The organism is Stenotrophomonas sp. YJH_SMC_33 (genome assembly GCF_059372295.1).
This window is the reverse complement of the sequence record NZ_JCAFVJ010000001.1, coordinates 314724-333980: the sequence shown is the minus strand read 5'-3', so window position 1 is coordinate 333980 and position 19257 is coordinate 314724. Positions and strand designations below refer to the sequence as shown.

17 protein-coding genes are annotated in these 19257 nt (G+C 63.8%); 11 read left to right on the top strand and 6 right to left on the bottom strand.

Features of this window, described 5'->3' with window-relative positions; all coding sequences use genetic code 11:
- The first annotated feature begins 6 nt into the window (after positions 1–6).
- The 7 genes from AC5P9W_RS01495 (at position 7) to AC5P9W_RS01465 (ending at position 8305) form a co-directional block, all read left to right on the top strand.
- Positions 7–1020, top strand: coding sequence for a hypothetical protein (locus tag AC5P9W_RS01495; RefSeq protein WP_495218670.1), 1014 nt, complete (start codon positions 7–9; stop codon positions 1018–1020).
- Positions 1017–2237, top strand: a complete 1221-nt coding sequence (locus AC5P9W_RS01490) for a phage minor tail protein L (protein ID WP_495218669.1) — start codon at positions 1017–1019, stop codon at positions 2235–2237. Before AC5P9W_RS01495 ends, AC5P9W_RS01490 begins: the two co-directional genes overlap by 4 nt.
- Positions 2238–2328: 91 nt before the next feature.
- On the top strand, positions 2329–3069 hold the full coding sequence (locus tag AC5P9W_RS01485) for a C40 family peptidase (protein WP_495218667.1): 741 nt from the start codon (positions 2329–2331) through the stop codon (positions 3067–3069).
- The gene (locus tag AC5P9W_RS01480; RefSeq protein ID WP_495218666.1) at positions 3062–3679 is read left to right on the top strand and encodes a tail assembly protein; all 618 of its coding nucleotides are present in this window, start codon (positions 3062–3064) and stop codon (positions 3677–3679) included. The genes AC5P9W_RS01485 and AC5P9W_RS01480 overlap by 8 nt, the downstream gene beginning before the upstream one ends.
- Entirely contained in the window at positions 3676–7182 is a 3507-nt protein-coding gene (locus tag AC5P9W_RS01475) for a TipJ family phage tail tip protein (RefSeq protein ID WP_495218665.1), read from the top strand. The genes AC5P9W_RS01480 and AC5P9W_RS01475 overlap by 4 nt, the downstream gene beginning before the upstream one ends.
- A 38-nt stretch (positions 7183–7220) precedes the next feature.
- Positions 7221–7568 carry a hypothetical protein gene (locus AC5P9W_RS01470; RefSeq protein ID WP_495218663.1) on the top strand — a complete coding sequence of 116 codons (348 nt, stop codon included), beginning with the start codon at positions 7221–7223 and terminating at the stop codon, positions 7566–7568.
- On the top strand, positions 7568–8305 hold the full coding sequence (locus tag AC5P9W_RS01465) for a hypothetical protein (RefSeq protein WP_495218661.1): 738 nt from the start codon (positions 7568–7570) through the stop codon (positions 8303–8305). Before AC5P9W_RS01470 ends, AC5P9W_RS01465 begins: the two co-directional genes overlap by 1 nt.
- A gap of 160 nt (positions 8306–8465) precedes the next feature.
- On the opposite strand, the gene AC5P9W_RS01460 is transcribed toward AC5P9W_RS01465, so the two are convergent.
- The gene (locus tag AC5P9W_RS01460; protein ID WP_495218659.1) at positions 8466–8765 is read right to left on the bottom strand and encodes a hypothetical protein; all 300 of its coding nucleotides are present in this window, start codon (positions 8763–8765) and stop codon (positions 8466–8468) included.
- Positions 8766–8847: 82 nt separating this feature from the next.
- Here AC5P9W_RS01460 and AC5P9W_RS01455 point away from each other — a divergent pair, with 82 nt between their 5' ends.
- On the top strand, positions 8848–9780 hold the full coding sequence (locus AC5P9W_RS01455) for an SOS response-associated peptidase family protein (protein ID WP_495218657.1): 933 nt from the start codon (positions 8848–8850) through the stop codon (positions 9778–9780).
- A gap of 468 nt (positions 9781–10248) precedes the next feature.
- The gene (locus tag AC5P9W_RS01450; RefSeq protein ID WP_495218656.1) at positions 10249–10689 is read left to right on the top strand and encodes a hypothetical protein; all 441 of its coding nucleotides are present in this window, start codon (positions 10249–10251) and stop codon (positions 10687–10689) included.
- Between the two features lie 69 nt (positions 10690–10758).
- Here AC5P9W_RS01450 and AC5P9W_RS01445 read toward each other — a convergent pair whose 3' ends face one another.
- Both AC5P9W_RS01445 and AC5P9W_RS01440 read right to left on the bottom strand, forming a co-directional pair.
- Positions 10759–12009 (bottom strand): Y-family DNA polymerase, encoded by a 1251-nt coding sequence (locus AC5P9W_RS01445; protein ID WP_495218654.1) that lies wholly within the window; start codon positions 12007–12009, stop codon positions 10759–10761.
- Entirely contained in the window at positions 11993–12475 is a 483-nt protein-coding gene (locus AC5P9W_RS01440; protein WP_180845923.1) for a LexA family protein, read from the bottom strand. Before AC5P9W_RS01440 ends, AC5P9W_RS01445 begins: the two co-directional genes overlap by 17 nt.
- 284 nt (positions 12476–12759) lie before the next feature.
- Here AC5P9W_RS01440 and AC5P9W_RS01435 point away from each other — a divergent pair, with 284 nt between their 5' ends.
- The gene (locus AC5P9W_RS01435) at positions 12760–13776 is read left to right on the top strand and encodes an SDH family Clp fold serine proteinase (RefSeq protein WP_180845924.1); all 1017 of its coding nucleotides are present in this window, start codon (positions 12760–12762) and stop codon (positions 13774–13776) included.
- A 337-nt stretch (positions 13777–14113) separates the two neighbouring features.
- Here AC5P9W_RS01435 and AC5P9W_RS01430 read toward each other — a convergent pair whose 3' ends face one another.
- The 3 genes from AC5P9W_RS01430 to AC5P9W_RS01420 form a co-directional block, all read right to left on the bottom strand.
- Complete coding sequence (locus tag AC5P9W_RS01430) at positions 14114–15451, bottom strand: hypothetical protein (protein WP_495205277.1); 1338 nt, start codon at positions 15449–15451, stop codon at positions 14114–14116.
- Positions 15452–15597: 146 nt separating this feature from the next.
- On the bottom strand, positions 15598–16272 hold the full coding sequence (locus AC5P9W_RS01425; protein WP_495218652.1) for a hypothetical protein: 675 nt from the start codon (positions 16270–16272) through the stop codon (positions 15598–15600).
- On the bottom strand, positions 16269–16796 hold the full coding sequence (locus tag AC5P9W_RS01420) for a hypothetical protein (RefSeq protein WP_495218651.1): 528 nt from the start codon (positions 16794–16796) through the stop codon (positions 16269–16271). Before AC5P9W_RS01420 ends, AC5P9W_RS01425 begins: the two co-directional genes overlap by 4 nt.
- Before the next feature lie 807 nt (positions 16797–17603).
- On the opposite strand from AC5P9W_RS01420, the gene AC5P9W_RS01415 reads away from it, so the two are divergent.
- A complete protein-coding gene (locus AC5P9W_RS01415) occupies positions 17604–19256 on the top strand; it encodes a serine hydrolase domain-containing protein (protein ID WP_495218650.1) in 1653 nt (550 codons plus the stop codon).
- Position 19257 lies beyond the last annotated feature (1 nt).

The window sequence follows — 19257 nt, the reverse complement described above, 5'->3', positions numbered from 1 at the left end:
GTGAACATGGCACTTCAGCCAATCGACATCGACACGCCGCAGCCGAACGGCAAGCGCGGTGAGCCTGCCCGCGTCATGTCGCAGAAAATCAATGCGAACGATGCCTACCTTGAAGGGCTCGCCAATGAGGCCAAGGACGCGGTAGCGAGTGCTGTAAAGAAGGCTGGCGACAGCATGACCGGTGGGCTTACCTGGAAACTCTCCGCCAACGGCGCAATGTTTGGCGTCCAGAACGATGGCTCGGGCAACCCGGTGCTGCGTGGCCTGAACTCTGCCGGCAATGCGGACGGGCTGCTGAAGATGTCCGGCAGTCTGATCCTCGGCTCAGCTCCAGCGGTTCGCTTCGACACCAACCAGCTGAAAGTGGTCGGCAACAACATCCCGGCCGGCCAGTACCAGGGTTACATCCTCGGGTCGTGGAATGCCAAGCCGGGCGACAACGACGATCGTGTCGAGATGCAGTACTATCGAGAGACTGCTGACGGCAGCACCTCGTGGTCGTCGTTCAACTGGCGATTCGGTCGCGTGGTTGATTCGACCACTCAACAGTTCATTGAATTTCACAGGGCCGGCCACCTTGGCCTCGTCGCGAACGGTCAACGCTTCCAGTTTCAGGCAAACGGAAACGCGACTGCCCCCGGCAGCTTCGTAAACGGTGGCTCGGACCCGGCCATCAAGGAGCCAGGGAGCCTTCGCCCGATCGTTGGAGCGACTGATGCACTACGCGGCCTGAATGTTCGGATTGGCAAGTACCTGGCCCGTTACAACCCCGACGGTCTCGATCGCGCTTTCGTCATGGCCGATGACGCTATGCGGCAGCACACGCCCGAGGTAATCATCGAAGATGTGATCGACGACCAGTACGCTGGCTGGGCCACTGACCAGCTGATCGCCTACTTGGTTGCCGCGCACCAGGAAGGCTGCCGGCGCGAGGAAGCGATGCGCCTGCAGGTGGGCGCCTTGGAATCCCGCCTTGCCACGCTGGAAGCTGCGGGAGCGCAGTCGGAGGGAGCAGCATGATCACCGCTGACGCCCAGCAGCTCGAACCGGGTGGCCGGGTAACCGTCTACGAGCTGGACTGCACCAGCTTCGGTGCCGATCAGCTCTTTTTCCACGCGCACCTGCAGTCGGGTCCGATCTGGTGGCAGGGGCAGGAGTACGGGCCGTGGCCGATCAACGCCACGGGCTTCGAGCGCACCAGCGAGCAGCAGCCGAACCCGCGGTTGAAGGTCAGCAACGTCAACGGCGTAATCGGCGCCATGTGCCGCATGTTCCAGGACCTGGCCGGTGCAAAGCTGATCCGCCGCCAGACCTTGGTCAAGTACCTGGACGGCGCGAACTTTCCGCCCCTGCGGAATCTGCTGGTCAACAGCGGATTCGAGTACAGCAACAGTGGAAGCGCGCTTCCTACTCGCTATGTGACCAGTTCTAGCAGGACGTTCTCCGTCAGCTACACACCGAACGCGGGTGGCAGGGCGCTTCGCATGTCCGCCGCCAACGCCGATGGCGGCGCATACATCGGCGCTGAGACGGAGGCGGCCAGTCGCCCGGAGGTCATGGCTGGCCAGACGTATACCAACTCGGTGTACGCCTACGGCAGATCTGGCCAGCGGATGGACCTCTACATCCAGTTCCTTGGTGCTTCGGGAGCAGTGATTGGCTCGACGCGACAGCAGTCGTTCGTCCTGACGGAAACTCGCCAGCGGTACTCAGTCAGCGCCTTGTGTCCTGCTGGAGGGGTACGAGCGAGGGCAATTTGGCGCGGGCACAATTCTGGCACTGCCGGCGACATTGATCTCACGATCGATAACGCGCAGTTTGAGCGAGGTCCGGAGGCGACGGAGTATCAGTTCACTGGCCTTGACATGACCGGTAGCAGAAACCCTACCGCAGACCCCAACGAGCACTTCCCGGACGAGATCTGGTACATCGAACGTAAGGTGGGCGAGGACGACGAGACGGTCGAATTCGAGCTCACCACCGTGGCCGACTTCAACGGCCGGGAGCTGCCCGCGCGGCAGTGCACCAGGATCTGCAGCGCGCTGCTGCACGGCGGCTATCGCGGCCCCTACTGCGGCTACACCGGCTCGGCGTACTTCGATATCAACGACCAGCCGGTGGACGACCCGGCCAGGGATGTGTGCGCCGGCCTGGTCAGGAGCTGCCAACTACGGTTCGGCCAGGACAAGCCTCTCCCCCACGGTGGGTTCCCGGCCGCTGGCCTGCTGCGGACCTGACGACCCACCGAGCCGCACCACCGAACGTTCGTGCTGCACCAGCAACACCACCAGGCCCGCCCAGCGCGGGCCTTTTCTATGGGCGAGATCCATGCAACAGGCCACCCTGCAGGCCATCCAGGCGCATGCCGTGGCCGAATACCCGCGCGAGTGCTGCGGCCTGATCGTGGCCGGCCGCGACGGGGAGACGTACATCCCGTGCCGCAACCTGGCTACCACGCCCAGCGAGCACTTCCGGTTGCCGGCGGAGGACTTTGCCGACGCTGAGGACGTGGGAGAGGTGCTGGCCGTCGTGCACAGCCACCCGAACGCGTCCGCCGCGGCCTCTGACGCTGACCGCGTCATGTGTGAGGCCAGCGGCCTGCCGTGGCACATCGTAAGCGTTGGCCAGGTCACCGGTGCAGATCCCGAGTGTGGAGACCTGCAGACCATCGAGCCGTGCGGCTACGAGGCGCCGCTGGTGGGCCGGCAGTTCGCCCACGGCCAGCTGGACTGCTACAGCCTGGTGCGCGACTTCTACTCGCGCGAGCTTGGCATCCATCTCAGCCAGTACGAGCGGGAGGACGACTGGTGGGAGATGGGCCAGGACCTCTACAGCCTGGACCGGCTGCGCGCCGAGGGCTTCGCGGTCATCCAGGGGGAGCCGCAGCGCGGCGACATGATCCTGATGCAGATCCGCTCGCCGGTGCCGAACCATGCCGGCGTCTATCTGGGCGACGGGAAGATGCTGCACCACATGCACGGCCGCCTGTCTGAAACGGTGGTGTACGGCGGCATGTGGGCTGAGCGCACCCGCTACATCGTCCGCCACAAGGAGGCTCGCCATGACTGAGCGTCTGCGCACTGTCCGGCTGTACGGCCGCCTGGGTGCCCGCTTCGGCCGAAAGTTCCAGCTGGCGGTGAATAGCCCGGCCGAGGCCATTTTCGCGCTGGGCATCTTGCTGCCCGGCTTCCGGCAGTTCCTGACCGGCTGCAAGGACCAGGGCATCGAGTTCGCCGTGTTCATCGGCCGCGAGAACCTGAGCAAGGCGCAGCTGCATGATCCGCCGGGTGCCGACGATATCCGCATCGCACCGGTGCTGGTTGGCTCCAAGCGCGGCGGTGCCCTGCAGACCATCGTCGGCGTGGCCCTGATCGTGGTGGCCTCCATCGCCGGCGGTCCGGGTGCCGGCGCCGCAGCGGCCAAGTTCTGGGGCGCTGTCGGCGCTGCCGGCTGGAGCCTGGCCATCGGCGGCGTGGCGCAGATGCTGTCGCCCCAGCCGCGTGGCCTGGGCACAAAGGAGAGCGCCGAGAACACGCCGAATTACAGCATGAACGGACCTGTAAACGTACAGGCCCAAGGCAACCCCGTGCCCGTCGCATACGGCGGGCACGACACAAAGGGGATGGTCGTCGGATCCGTGGTGATCAGCGGCGGCATCTACGCGGAGGATCAGCAGTGAACCGAGCCGTCAGTTACCAGCACGATACACTGGCCTTGGCGTGCGCTGATGTGATCGGCGCAGGCGGCAAGAGCAGCACCAACGCCCGCACGCCGGTGGAGACCCCGGACAGCCTGCACTCGATCTCCTATGCCAAGGTCCTGGACCTGATCAGCGAGGGTGAGATTCGGGGTCTGGTGGCCGGCAACCAGTCCATCTACCTCAATGAGGTGCCAATCCAGAACAGCGACGGCACCTTCAACTTCAACGGCGTGCGGGTCGAGACGCGCTCGGGTACGCAGGATCAGGAGTACATCCCGGGCTTCCCGTCCGTCGAGAATGAGATCGGCGTTGGCGTCGAGCTGCGCGACACGCCGGTGGTGCGCGCAGCGTCCGGGCAGGACCTGTCTGCGGTTCGAATCCGGTTCGGCGTGCCCGCCCTGCAGCGGCAGAACACCGAGAACGGCGACACCGAGGGCTATGCCGTCGAGTACGCCATCGATCTGTCCACCGACGGCGGTGCATTCAGCACGGTGCTGAGCAACGCTTTCCGTGGCAAGACGACCACCGAGTACCAGCGCAGCCACCGCATCGACCTGCCGCCGGGCAATCAGTGGCAGGCGCGGATCCGCCGCCTCACACCGAATGCGAACAGCTCCACCGTCGCCGACACCGTGAACGTGATCTCGATGACCGAGATCATCGACGTGAAGCTGCGCTACCCGAACTGCGCACTGGCCGCGATCCAGATCGACGGCAGCCAGTTCCAGGGCAAGCCGACCACGGCATACCGAATCTGGGGTCGGATCATCCGTGTGCCGAGCAACTATGACCCGATCGCGCGCACCTACACCGGGGTGTGGGATGGCACCTTCAAGTCGGCCTGGACGAACAACCCGGCGTGGGTGTTCTTCGACATGGTCACCAACGACCGTTTCGGCCTGGGCGACCGCATCCCGCTGGACTGGGTGAACAAGTGGCGCCTGTACGAGATCGCGCAGTACTGCGATCAGCTGGTCAGCGACGGCATTGGAGGCATGGAGCCGCGCTTCACCTGCAGCCTGTACCTGCAGACCCGGGAGTCGGCCCACAAGGTGCTGCAGGACATGGCCAGCATGTTCCGCGGCATCAGCTTTTACGCGGCAGGGCAGATCATGGCCTCGGCAGACATGCCGAAGGACCCGGTCTACACCTACAGCCAGGCGAACGTGGTCGATGGGAAGTTCACCTACATCGGTAGCGGCGGCAAGGCGCGGCACACCGTGGCATTGGTGTCGTGGTCGGATCCCGACGACTTCGGCCGGCAGAAGGTCGAGCCGGTCCAGCTGCAGGAGGGCATCGCGCGCTACGGCGTGAATCAGATCGAGGTGACGGCCTTCGGCTGCCACTCCAAGTCGCAGGCACAGCGCGTGGGGCTGCATATCCTCTACAGCGAAAATCTTGAGACGGAGACCGTCAGCTTTGCCGTGGGCCTCGATGCTCTGAACTGCATGCCGGGGGATGTGATCCAGGTGGCCAACGCCAAGCGCGCTGGCCGGCGCAATTCCGGCCGTATCAGTGCGGCCACGGCGAGCAGCCTGACCCTGGACGTGGTGCCGCCCTCCATGCAGGTCGGGGACGTCCTGCGCGCAACGCTGCCGAGCGGCAAGACCCAGGCCCGTACCATCAACGGGGTCAATCCGGACACGCGCGTGGTGACGGTCTCAGCGCCTTGGAGCGAGGTGCCGGTGGCGCACTCGATCTGGGCGACGGAATCGACCGACCTGGTGATGGAGCAGTTCCGGGTGATCAGCATCACCGAGGAAGACGGGCTGACCTACCGCATCACGGGGCTGACCCATCGCCCGGACAAGTTCGGTGCGATCGATGACGGCACCCGGCTGGAGCCGCCGCCGGTCAGCATCGTGCCGCCCAGCGTGCAGCCGCCGCCGACCAACGTGCGCATGTCCTCGCATGTGGTGATCGATCAGGGTATTGCTACGCCGGTGCTGACCATCGAGTGGGACGCCGCCGACAAGGCGATTGCCTACGACGTGGAATGGCGCCGGGACGACCTGAACTGGGTGCGTGTCGGGCGCGTGGGCACGGCCAGCGCGGAGGTGCGGGGGATCTACGCGGGCAAGTACCTGGCCCGGGTGCGTGCGGTCAATGCCCTCAATGCCGTGTCGCAGCCGGCCCTCAGCGTCCTCACCGACATTCAGGGCAAGACGGAGCCGCCGCCGTCGTTGACCTCGCTGACGGCCGCGTCGGTGGTGTTCGGCATCCAGCTGGCCTGGGCGTTCCCGCCCGGGGCAACCGATACGGAACGCACCGAGATCTGGCGCAGCGCGGGACCGAACCTGGAAAGCGCGACGAAGCTGGGCGATTTCGCCTATCCCCAGAACCGGCACCGGCTCGATGGCCTGGCCGCCGGCGCGAAGTTCTACTTCTGGGGACGGTTGGTGGATCGCAGCGGCAACATCGGGCCGTGGTATCCGGCTGGTGCGGGCGTGGTGGGCGAGTCGAGCACCGACGTGACCGAATACGACGCGTACTTCTCCGGCCTCATCAACAAGAGCGCGCTGGGGCAGGAGCTGCTGTCGGAGATCGAGAGCATCAGCAGCATCGTCCCGTTGATCTGGGTCGCAGATGCCACGTATGAGCCGGGCCAGACGGTGGTGCACAACGGCAAGATCTGGCTGTGGACCGACGCCGAACCCGGCAATGAGGAACCGCCGGGCACGAAGTGGAAGAGCGTAGGCGATGCCGTGGCCGAGGCCGGTGCGTTGGTCGGGCGGATCGACCAGCTGGAGTTGGACGTTACGGAGATCGACGGCAAGGTCACTGCGGTGGGCAACCGGGTGGACGGCCTGGTCGCACAGTACAGCGCCGAGCATGCAGGCGATGAGGACTGGAACGCAGGCGATGAGGACTCGTTTGCCGGCACGATCACCACGCTGACCGTCATTGCCAGCGGTGACTATGCGCTGGGCCGGCGGGTGGACAGCACCGAAGCGTCGGTGGGCGAAACCCAGGCAATGGTGCAGCAGGTCAGCGAAGCCGTAGTGGACGTGAATGGCAAGATCAGCGCCTCCTACAGCCTGAAATTGCAGATCGCCGCCAACGGGCAGTACTACGCGGCCGGCATGGGTATCGGTATCGAGAACCAGCCGGATGGCAGCTACCAGAGCCAGGTGCTGTTCACCGCCGATCGCTTTGCGTTCGTCAACCTGGTCAACGGGCAGCTGACCTCGCCGTTCGTGATCCAGGGCGGGCAGACCTTCATCAACCAGGCGCTGATCGGAACCGCGTGGATCAACACGGCCAACATCGCTGATGCGGCGATCACCAACGCAAAGATCGGTGGCGTAATCCAGTCAGACAACTATGTTCCAGGGCAAACCGGCTGGCGAATCAGCAAGGACGGTGGTTTCGAACTGAACGGGAACACGCCAGATGGCTACAAGTTGCACGTCGTCAATCAAGGCGTCTACGTCTATCACCCGAACGGAATTCCAGCTGTTGAAGTGGGGGTGTTGCTGTGACCTTGGTCGGGCTCCGCATACGACGAGCTGATGGCTACGTGGAGACCACGGTCACCACCAAGCTGTCGAAGATGATCGGGTCGTACACGTTCCCGCTCTATAACCCGGTCAATTCCAACAACAAGTGGGTTGCTCCGCCCGAGGCGAATGGGGGGCTCATCGTCAACGACTTTTCCGGCGGTGAGCCCTTCTACTACTTCACCTGCGAAGGGCAGCGGTCGGCCTACGGCATGCTGGTGCCTTCGGTGACCATCTCCGGCAACAGCATCAACTGGAGCTGGGACCCTGACGTGGTGAACTACCACGTCAGGATGGAGATGTTTCCGAGCCGGCCCACCACTGACACGGTGGGCGGAATCACCCTTCACTACGGGATCTACAGCTGATGGCCGTTGGACTACGCGTGCGGAACCAGGGCACCGGCCAAATCCAGATTGGGGCCGGCTATCGGAACCTGCAGCTGGCCAAGTCGGGCACGCTCGATACCGGATCGTTCTCCGGCGGCGCGACCGGCGGATCACCGCCGTTCGCCTTTTGGCCAGATCGCGGATTCCTGGCCAGCACCAACGGTACGTCCAACCTGCACGTCTGCCGATATGTGAACGACTCAGTGTCGGTGAATACCGGCTTCAGCCTGGTGCAAAGCGGCGTGACGTGCTTCGCATACGCATCGAGGTCGGCTCCAAACAAGTCGCTGGAGTACTACACCTTCAGCGCCGCTGAGCGCGCAGCTTCCGGTCTGGTGGGGCTGCGGATGCGTGGTGAAGATGGGACCGTCTTCTACGACTCCAGGCGGAAGGGCCTGCGCGTGCTGCAGGTGGTCGCCTTGCCTGCGGTGGCTGGGCCGCCTGTAGAGATCGGCCAGTTCTTCCCGGGCACCAAGATCGGCATCGCCATCCCATCGCCGCGGTTCTACTACTCGTCCGTGGCGCAGGACCGTTGCACGATGAACGCCGACTATTTCCACATGACCAGCGACAACAGGATCTTCCTCTCCAAGCAGGCGGTCTCCCAGCAGACCCTGATCACCAACACCTTCCCGGTTGGCGGCGTGACGATGGGGCCGCAGAACGCCACGATCTTCATCGTGGACCTGACGGAGGTGCCGCTGGGGTTCGGTTGATGCGCGCCTATGCGACCTGCTGCAGCAGATCCTCGTGGTTGTTCCGCGGCATGTTCACCGGGCGGCTGAGGCGGTATCCCCGGGAGCACCGGCTGCTGGGTGTGCGCCTTGCTTCGTGGCTTGATTGAAAAAGCGGGGCCTTTAGGCCCCGCCATCACTTCTAGCCGAGCTTCTTCAGCTTTTCCTCGCGCTCCTCAATCTCTTCATCGAGAGAATCGAGGCCGCCCGGACCTTCGTTCAGGAGGGAGTCGCGCTCATTGAGCAGATCGTTCTCCTCCTCCAAGTCTTCCTCTCCCAAGCCGGCCAAAATCTGATCGATTTGGTTAATACGCTCGTGGTTCTCATCAATCTTGGCCCTGTACTCGGCAGGACTGAGCTGGTCCTGCAAAGCTTTGACTCGTTCGATCTCTTGCTTCAGGAAGTCAATCTCGTCCTGCAGCTGCTCTGGTGTCTCGCCCATAGGTGTTCCCTCTCACTGGTTGTCTATCCGTAATGGGGACGCCGTCACGCTGCTTCAACAGCCATGGGGGCCAGATGGCGGCATGTGCTATTCCGCCCAGATCACCGCCGCCTATCAGAAGCTGGTCCGGATGACCGGCGCCACGCTATCGCTGCAGGAGTTCGCGGCTCTCTATGCCCACGACCCGGGCAAGAAGCGGCCCAAGACCCCGAAGGCGATGGACGACGCCTTCCGGACCGGGGCGAGCCCGGCGGAGTTGGCGGTCTGGGCTGAGGTGGAACAGTGGAACCGGGCCGAGGCCGCGGTGCTGGAGCAGGAGCTGTTCGCCAACCGCAAGCGGATGGCCGACGCTGAGCGCGCGCTGCAGGTGAAGGAGACAAAGAAGGCCCGCGAGGACGTGCGGATTGCCGGCAACAAGATCGAGCGGGCAAAGGCGCGGCTGGCGGACCTGCAGCGCGTTGAGCCGAAGGACCGCGACAGCCGCATCTTCCCCGGCGTGTACGCCCCGGTGATCGTCTCCGAGGGTGGGAAGCTGGTTATCAAGCCGATGCGCTACCAGTGCCGCCTGGCCGGGAAGCCGGCCAACTACGACCAGCGCTTCCCCGGCACCTACAACGCCCGTCGCGACAGCCTGGAGAAGTTCTGGGCGCCGGCATTTGGCCACACCCACGGCCTGATGGTGGTTGACACGTTCTACGAGAACGTTGAAGGCCCGGACGGGAAGAACCAGGTGGTGCAGTTCACCCCGCGCACGGGCGAGCCGATGCTGGTCGCGTGCCTGTGGTCGCACTGGAAGGATCCGGCTGGCAAAGAGCCGGATCTGCTGTCGTTCGCCGCCGTCACCGACGACCCAGAGCCCGAGGTCGCTGCCGCCGGGCATGACCGGACAATCATCAACATCAAGCCCGAGCACGTGGATGCGTGGCTCAATCCGGACCCGGCCGACCTAGCCGCGCTGTACCGGATCTTTGACGACAAGCGGCACCCGTTCTATGAGCATAGGCTGGCCGCCTAGCTTCCGCCTGAACATTCAAGGTCGTACGTCGCCGTCATTGTTCTGTTCTCGCGGTGCGTTGTACCACCGCCCATACATTATTTTGACTTGACTGCGCAAGCCGTTCCGGCAGGTCTGAAGCAACTGATCGGGTCGCCGATCACAAGATCCTTGCGGCACAAGGGATTGCCGAATTTCACTACATTTGGCGTTGACGGCCCACATCGGCCTCACTATCTTGTGGCCGTCGGTCGCTAGCGCCCTTGCCACACCAACGCAAGGTACTGGTCCGACAAAAAAAAGATGGCCCGAGGTCCCGGCGAAGAGATCCTCAGGCCACCTACGTCACTAACCGCAGTACATGTACTACGGCAACTCACATTCGCCGTTACCAGCGGCGGATGTAAGGCAGTTAGGATTCCCTAACGGCTGTCGGCGATCATAGCGCCTTGCTAGCGAACGTCAACTTGCTGTGGTTCATGCTCTGCATTGAGCGAGATCACCGCCATGAAGAATGGTAAGCAGGTTGTACCCGTTTTCCCCAGTCTGATGCTCGGCAAGATGCTGAATGTTGACGACGCTTCCTTCACGTTCCCGACCGGGAAGCTGCTTAATGCAGCGAATTTGCCTGACGCACCTTTCCCCGAAGCTTGGAGCAAGGCAGCTCCGGTGGCGATCGTCATTGACGGCGTCCGTTGCTTCACTCCGACGGAACTTGGCCGCCGGCGTGGCATCTCTGCCCAGAAGTTCAACAAGCTGCTGGAGGGGCGTGGTCTGCAGACGAAGCGCGATGGACAGTGGTGCCTTACTCCCGCTGGCGAAGCTTTCGGGGTACTGCTGCAGGTCCACAAGAAGCAGCTCTCCGGCACTGACGTACAGCAGCTGAAGTGGAAGGAGAGCGTTCTGTCTCAGCTTGACCATCTGACCTGATGTGCACAGCTGCGGCCGCCACCCGGCGGCCGCAGCCTTCACGCCAGTCGGCGGTCTGCAACTGAAGCATCAGCATCGCGCCGGAGGGATCTCGTGCACAGAAGTCGTGTAGTTCGGCGAGAGCATGTGCTGCCGCATGCCCCACGCTGGCCGCGCCTGCCAACCAGATGCGCCGAGGCCAGCCGTACCGCGCCCGAATTTCTGGTTGATACGGTCCATGGTGGCCATCAGCGTGTCATTGCCGACTACTGTCGGCCCGAAGAGATCAGCCTGCAGCTCATCCGGCCGGGCCAGGTCGAGCAGCGCCACACCTGCCTTCTTGTAGCCGATGCCTTCGCGTAGCAGGCCGCGCAGCAGCCGGCGTACCACGGCCAGCACAACCATGGTGTCGGCGGTAGCGGCCGGCAGGCTTACCGACCTGGTAGCGTTGTGCTGCCGCAGCTCGGGACGGAATGCGTCCGAATGGGCAAACACCCAGACGCCGGCGGCGACGAGCCCGCGCGCGCGAAGCTTCTCGCAGGCCCTGGTGGCGAAGGTGGCCAGCGCCTGAGCTACCGCATCATGGTCTTCCACGCGATCCGCAAAGGACCGGCTCACCATGATCTGCTGCCGATCCGGCTCAACTTCCTCCAGTTCCATGCACGGATGTCCCTGCAGCTCACGTTGAGTGCGTGCCAACGTGACACCGAAGGTGGCCAGGATGTCGTCCGCCGGCGCGTCGCGTAGTGCTGCGGCGGTGCTGATGCCCATGGATTCCAACCGCGGCGCCAGCCGGCGGCCGACGCCCCATAGATCACCTACGGGGAATGTCCGCAGCACCGTGTCCCTGTAGGCCGCATTGCCGAGGTCGATCACACCGTCAGCACTCTTCGCCACCTTGTTGGCCAACTTGGCCAGGGTCTTCGTGGGGCCAATGCCGATGCAATTCGGTATGCCGGTCCACCGGTGCACACGTTGGCGCAGATCCTGGGCGAACCGCTCGCGATCCCGGATTCCGTCCAGGTCGATGAAGCTCTCATCGATGCTGTAGACCTCCACCCGCGGCGCGGCCTCCCGCAGAACGCTCACGACCCGGGCGCTCATGTCTCCATAGAGCCCGAAGTTGGCCGAGCGCATCTGCAGGCCATGCCGGCGCACCAGGTGCTTCAGTTCGTGAGCGGGCTGGCCCATCTTGATGCCGAGCGCCTTGGCCTCGGCCGAGCGCGCGATCGCGCAGCCGTCGTTGTTGCTCAGCACCACCAGCGGAACGCCGCGAAGGCCTGGCTGGAACACGCGCTCGCAGCTGGCGTAGAAGTTGTTGCCGTCAACGAGCCCGAACACGGCCGCTCCGGCGTTTGATCTGGCGGACGACTCCAACGACAGCGAACACTTCCACCTCTGTGGATTGCTCCAGCACGATGGGGGGGAAGTCCGGATTGGCCGAGTGCAGCTCGATGTGGCTTTCAAAGAGCTGCAGCACCTTGCAGGTGGGCTGGTTCCCGTCCCAGATGGCGATGACCAGGTCCCCCGCCTGGGGGGTTACCGACCGGTCGACCACCAGGATGTCCCCGTCGCTGACGCCGGCGCCGCTCATGGACCAGCCATCGGCGCGGTACAGGAACGTGGCGGCGGGGTTGCGTACCAGCAGGCGATGCAGGTCGATCGCGTCGTCCATGAAGTCGTCGGCCGGCGAAGGGAAGCCAAGCCGCGCGCGCGCTGCGGCAAGGGGCACGAACTGCGCCGGGCCATCGATCATGGCCGGGCCGATTGGGCGGGCCAGCGTATGGGAGTTGGGAAGGGACTGCATGGGCGTACTCTGGGAGCGGCATGTCTCACGCGTCGAGACTGCGTTCTATTAGTATAAGTACTAATGGCCTCACCTTGGCGGAAAGCTGGCGCTGCTTGGTGGCACAGCAATTGCAGGACCACTATCTGATGCCCCTGAATCCTTAACGGGCTGAATTTCGTTCAGAATTTCTCAGGTGGTGAGACTGGCTCAGTTCCGAAAATTCGTCGAACGCGTTGTAAGATTCGCCGGCCAGGACGGCGTCACAGGGGGAAAAGGTGTCAACGTACTCAGAGGTTTTGGACATGCTTTCGGGCGAGGATCCGGAGCGCGACTACATCGTTATCGCAAGCCCGATCACCCGGGAGCTGCACTCACAGCTCAGTGACTTGCTTGCTAGCCGGCCGCTCAAGCAGAAGGCCACTGTCGTTTTGAGCACCTTTGGTGGCGACCCGGACGGTGGGTATCGAATTGCCCGCTGTCTCCGTCATCATTACAAGGACGGACTCCGAGTAGCCGTTCCGAGCTGGTGCAAGAGTGCCGGCACCTTGATCGCCATCGCTGCCAATGAGCTTGGCATCGGTGATAGGGGCGAGTTGGGTCCCCTAGACGTGCAGGTTTTCAAAGGAACCGAGCTGCAGGAGCGCAGTTCTGGGCTGGACATCACAGAAGCGCTGGGTGTCGTAGGACAGCATGTTCGCTGGGGCTACCATCAAATGCTAGGCGAAGCGAGGCGGATGGGGCTGTCGACCAAGCTGGCTGCAGAAATGGCCGCCCACATTGGCGCTGCAATGGCTGCTCCGCTCCTGAACCAAGTGGATCCTCTGCGCCTTGGTGAGCTGCAACGTGCCACTCGCATCGCCTTTGAGTACGGCGGCCGGCTGGATGGCTATTCGCAGAACCTTAAGGATGACGCCCTAAAATCACTGATCAATGACTACCCTTCCCATAGTTTCGTCATTGACCGGAAAGAAGCTTCGAACCTCTTCAAGAGGGTGTCACCGCTTACGCCCGCGGAAAACGCTTTCGTTCAGTTTGCGTGGGCAATGCTGCAATACCCCAGCGAACACCAGCAACCCAGATTCATCAATTTTCCGGTTCTCCCCAATTCACACGAAGGTACGTCCCATGAATCCGACATTCCAGCTGCAGACGCAGACCCAGGCGCAGCCCCAAGCTCCGACCAGAGCAGTGGAGAGCCAGTGGACGCCGGGAATCCAGGGGCAGGTGGTCCGCGCGTTCGAGTTCGCTCAGGACGCAATGGAGCGCCGTCGGGAAGTGGTGTGCCAGCCGATGACTCATCAGAGCCTAGTGCTGAGTAGCCTCCACGGTCGATGAATGGAAAAGGGCCCCCTCCGGGGGCCTTTTTTTTTGCCCGCTGCCGGGCGATCGGAGAGGCTCGTGACGTGTCGCGGTCTACGCGACAGTCTGGTGTCAGGCTCGGTGGATGACATATCGCAGCAATGGTGGAACCTTGTTCGAGGCTAAGGCCGCAGCCAAGCTGCAGCAGGCTACGGACCTCGAACTGGACAACTCAGGGAGCTGGCGAGCCCGTGCTCGCCGGCGTCAGAGCGCTCAGCGGCTGCGGGCTGCTGCCAGCAGTCATCAGCGCGCTGCAGGCCGCCTAGTAGGCCTGGATCTGCCCGAGGACCTGCCGTTCTAACGGCTCAGGCCCTTGCGCATCGGCACCACCGTCGCACCGGCGCCGGTAAGCAGTTCGTACAGGGCCTCCACCGCAGCGCGTTTCTCCGCGTCGTACTCGAAGAAGTTGTAGTGCCGCTTCTGGACGCCACTCAGGCCGTGAGATTGCAGGTGGCCACGGACTTCTTCCGACAGGCCCAGCGCAGCGAGCCGAGTCTCCACCGTGCGTCGTAGATCGCCCGGCGTGAACGGCGATGTCAGCTCGCCGGCGGCCACCATGCTAGCCACCACCGGATCCATGATTCCCCGGAACTCGTCATAGGTGGCCGGCGCCTTTCCGGCGGTGAGCGAGAACAGGTGCGGCCTGGCGCCGTCGCCGCCGCCTTCACTGTCATCATCGCCGCGCAAGACGGCGAGATCCGCAGCCATCAGCGGGAGCAGTGGCACCAGGTGCACGCGAGCCACGCGGCGACGCCCCTTGATGTCGAGCAAGCGGACGGATCCGGTGCCGGTGTCCGTGTCGTGATCGTGATCAGACCACTTCAGCCGCATCAGCTGTGCAATGCGCTGCCCCCCGGTCAGCAGGTGGAAGCGCACCAGAGCGCCCTCCCTCCCGGGCATCGCCTCGATCCGGCGCCAGTAGGCACGAAGCTCGGCCACCGACAAAACCCGGTCGCGCGGCTGCCCGCTGTCGAGCGTGGCCAGGTCGCGCGCCGGGTTTCTGGATACGTTGAGCACGCGCAGAGCGTCGGGGGCTGCCGCATCCTGCTTTGCTGCGATCGCTGCTGCATACGCCGCCCGCAGATACGACCGGATCTTGCCGCCCTCGCGCAGCTTCTTGGCGCGCACCAGTCGCGACAGGATCGGAAGCAGGTCATCCAGCTCAAGCTCGGACGCCGGGCGCGCCCAGAGGGCTGGCCACGGATCCTCGATGTGGCGCTTGATGGAAGCGCGCGTCGCGGCGGCAGAGACCTTGCCAGCGCCCTCCAAGCTCTCGACGTAGGCCGTCATCAGAGCGCCAAGCGATGCACCAGATCGCCGTGTCGATTCGGCCAGGGCCTCAGCCTTCGCGCGGTCCGCGGCTGCTGCCTCGGCCGCGATCGCGTCGCGCAGATCCCGTTCGCCGGCCTGATACCGCCGTGACAACGCCGCCGCCGCTTCGCGTGCCGCGGTCAGCGCCAGGCCGGTGCCGATCAGCAGGCGGTCGCGCTGCCCGTTGGACTTCGTGTACCTGTAGTAGAACCGCAGCTGCCCGCCGGCCAGCTTGCGCACGTCAAGGCAGCCCGCGCCGCGCGGCGCCGGATCTGAGGCCCATTCGCCGGCCGGCAGTGCGGCCAGTCCCTTCGCTGTAAGCATTCCCTTTGATGCGCCCATTGGTGACCGCTCGGTGACCGTTTGTCCATGGAAAGAGGTGGACGATGATGGGCGCAGGTGGTCGCACAACCTGAGAAAATCAACGACTTAGCTTAAAGCCGGGGCGCCTGTGGAAGGTTGTGGAAGCCCTATAGAGGCCTCATAATCCCTTGGTTCCAGGTTCGAATCCTGGTGGGCCCACCAATTGAACGTCCAGCAAAGTCCAGTGACGACGCCCCGATGGCGTCTGGCTGGTGCGTCAGGGGCGCCAAGGGCAGCACCTTGCGGCGATGCCCTTTCATTGTGGTGCCCTCAGGATCGTGGCAGATTCTCGATAGGACCAACGCGACCGGCGGGGGCGGCTGACAGTTGCCGAAGCACCCGCCACCACCGGGGAACCAGCCGCCGATCCCGCCACCACCGCCAGTGCTGCCACCACCACCACCGCCAGACGGGGGTGTCGAGGCGAAGCTGTCCTCGGTGCCGCCTGACTCTTCTGCCGACTTCCCGCACGGCTTGCTGACGGTGATCATGCTTGAGCCGGTCATCATCATGATTTTTGTTTTGTACATGACGTTGCCGACGAAGGACGTGTTGCGCCATGCATCCGCACCGAACGTCCTTTCAGCGGTCTCATCCAGCTTCTTCAGGAATGCCCGGTTGGGCGCATCTGCGGATGAGGCACCGGCTTGCTTGGCCGCCGCGATATCCTTCAGGTCGACCGATATCGAGAACGGGAGCATTGGAAGAACGGTGCAGGCCAGAGCAACACCGGTAACGGTGAAAGCAGCGGTGGCCAGGACGAATTTACTTGCAGGTTTCATTGCCATCCTTGCGAGTTGTCAACGGGGAACGGGCGGTAATCGGGAACGAACGGGACGCCGGTTCGTTCCTGGTAGAGCTGGTTGAATGTGGCATTCAGACGAAGCGCTTCGGCCTCCCCCTGCATCCGCTCTTCGATAGTGAGCGGTGCAGAGAACATGATTTCCCTGCCAAGCGCGGCGGAAGGGTCTGCGCGCATCTCCAGGACGCGCGAAACCGCGTATGCGTTGATGTTTCCCGCTCGACCGGTGGATGCGAAATGAGTCGCAAGCAGTTGCAGTGCAAAGTAGTTGCCGTCCACTGCGGACGACATCATCCGGTCCAAGGCGGTTTGATCGGGAAGCTTTCGCGAGTCCAGCATGGTGCGCGCAAGCTTGTCGCCGCCGTGGGCGGCTTGTTCCAGCAACGCATCGGGCGCGCTGGAATAGGAAGCCCACTGCGCGGTATTCGGATAGCCGTGTTCATCCAGCCAGCGTTGCTCCGCGCGGCTACGCCCATCAAATGGATCATCGTCCTTGGGTTCCATTCCATCGCGATTCTGCGGAACACCAGGAAACAGCATGCTCGTGCTGTTGGCAGGCCGTAACGCGGGTGACGCAGCCGAGGGTGTCGGCGCAGAAGGATCCTTGCGCTGCCCGCCCGCCTGTTCAACGTTCGGTGCCGTTTGCGAGGACTGTGGCGTGGGGCGAAGGAGGAGAAGGGCCGCCACCGCTCCCGTGGCGAGTACGGCAACGACGAGTGCTGCAGCGAATTTCTGCGATGAACTTCTGTATTCCATGAGGGTGGTGCAGTTTCCTTGCGATTAACACTGGGTCGGGTAGGCGACGCAACAACGTTGGAGCTGCTCGCGCAACTGAAACGGAGTGCATGCAAGTCCCCAGAGATGGACTCGATCGTCTTGTGCACATCTGCATCGCCCGCAGAGAACGGAAAAGTGGTGCAGCCTCCCCCGGTCCGCCTTGGTTCGTATTCAGTCCTTGTTTACGTTCTGGTCCTTCACGCGCTTCGGACCCGGTGCCGGGCGACCCGTTGCACATCACCGACGACTGGTCACGACCAGAGCTCCGGGAACCGCCACAGGCCTATTGGAGCGAGTGCCGCGCCCTTGTTGCGGCGCAGGGAATCCGCTTGCCGCTCTCTCCGGGCTGAGGCCTGCGCAGCCGGCGAAGGTGCAGCAGTGTCGATCACCGCACTCTGTGCCGAATGACACATGCCCCGCCATTTCTGCTGGCGGGAAGATGGCGGCATCCCGAAGTGGAGTGATCTGATGCCTGGTACGCTCAGTCGTCGCGCCTTCCTGGCCAACGCTGCTGCCGCTCCGGCGGCCACGCTCATGCCCACCGGCGTTGCTGCGGTGGCGCAGCCAACCGTCACCACCGGGAGCCTGATCGACGCGGAACGCGGCGTGATCCGCTCGGCCATGGACGGCAGCGGCATCGGTGCCGCTGCCGTCTGCCTGGTCGAAGGCGGGCAGGTGCGCTGGACTGAAGGCTTCGGTCACGTATCAGGCCAGGGCAGCGCGGCCGTAGACGCCAGCACGATGTTCAGCATCCAGTCCACCTCGAAGAATTTCGCTGCGGTGGCGGTGCTGTTGGCCGTGCAGGACGGCATCCTTGATCTGGACGTGCCCATTACCCGCTATCTGCCGTCGTTCACGGTGCGCAGCCGCTTCGAGCATGCTCCACAGGAGCGCATCAGCCTGCGCCTGCTGCTTGCCAATCGCGCGGGATTCACGCACGAGGCGCCACTGGGCAACAACTACGAACCGGCGTCGCCGGGCTTTGATGCGCACGTCCGCAGCATCTCGCAGACATGGCTGCGCTTTCCAGTGGGTACGCGCTATCGCTACTCCAACCTGGGCTTCGACCTTGCCGGTCATGTCATTGAGCAGGTTGCGGGCATCAGCTATCCGGCCTGGCTGCAGCGCCGGATCTTCGAGCCGCTGGGAATGCACGACAGTACGGCCGATGCCTCGATCTACCTGGCAAGCAAGGGGCGGGCACTGGGAACCCAGGAAGGCCATGCGCAGGTACCGCCGGTGACGCCGCTGGTGGTGTCGGGAGGCGTCTGGACCAGTGCCGCCGACATGGCGAAGTATCTTGGCTTCCTGCTCGGTGGCGGTCGATCCGGTGCGCAGCAACTGCTCGAGCCTCACCTTTGGGACGAGATGCATGGTTTCGGCCTGGGCGGTGACTACGGGCTCGGTGTCATGCGCAGCGAACGCCTCTACGGCAGTACATCGGTGAGGCTGCTGCACCACCGCGGCGGGGGCTTCGGGTTCGGGTGCGTGTTCACCTACTGCAGGCAGGCAAACGCTGGATTTGCCGCGATGTTCAATCGCGCGACGTCTGCGGGGTACGGCATTGGCGAGCGTCTGCTCGATCAGCTGTTGTCGGCGCGTTTCGGGCCTCGTCAGCCGCGTGTGCCCCTGTCTTCCCTGGCGCCGATCAGGTTGAACCAGGACCAGGTGCAGCGGATGGCGGGAAGCTGGATCGGGCGCAGCGGCAAGGCGAAGATCGTGGTTGCCGGAAGCGGTGAACTGCAACTGCATCGTGGGGCGCAAGCTGTGGGCGGCCGTTTTGCGGCCATCGACGGCGACCAACTGTTCACCGTGGACACCGATGGAGAAGTTGCGACGTACCGCTACCATGCGGCGACGGACATGCTGCCGGCGCACCTGGAATGCAGCAACGGCGAGGACGGCCTGGACCAGAACGATCCCATCGATGGGCCCACGGGGCCGCAGGCGCCCCATTGGCAACCCTGGCTGGGGCGCTATCGCATCGACCAGTGGGGAAAACCGTCGATGTCCGTTGTGCTGGAGCAGCGACAGGGCTGGCTGTACATCAATGGCATCCGCCTGGTCACCGAAGTGGAGCCAGGCTTGTTGTTCACCAGCGATGGCGAAGCGGTGGATTTCCGCAGCTCCCAGCCGACATGGCGAAACCTGCGTCTGCAGCGCGTCCCGCCCGTGGGCCAGGGGTGAT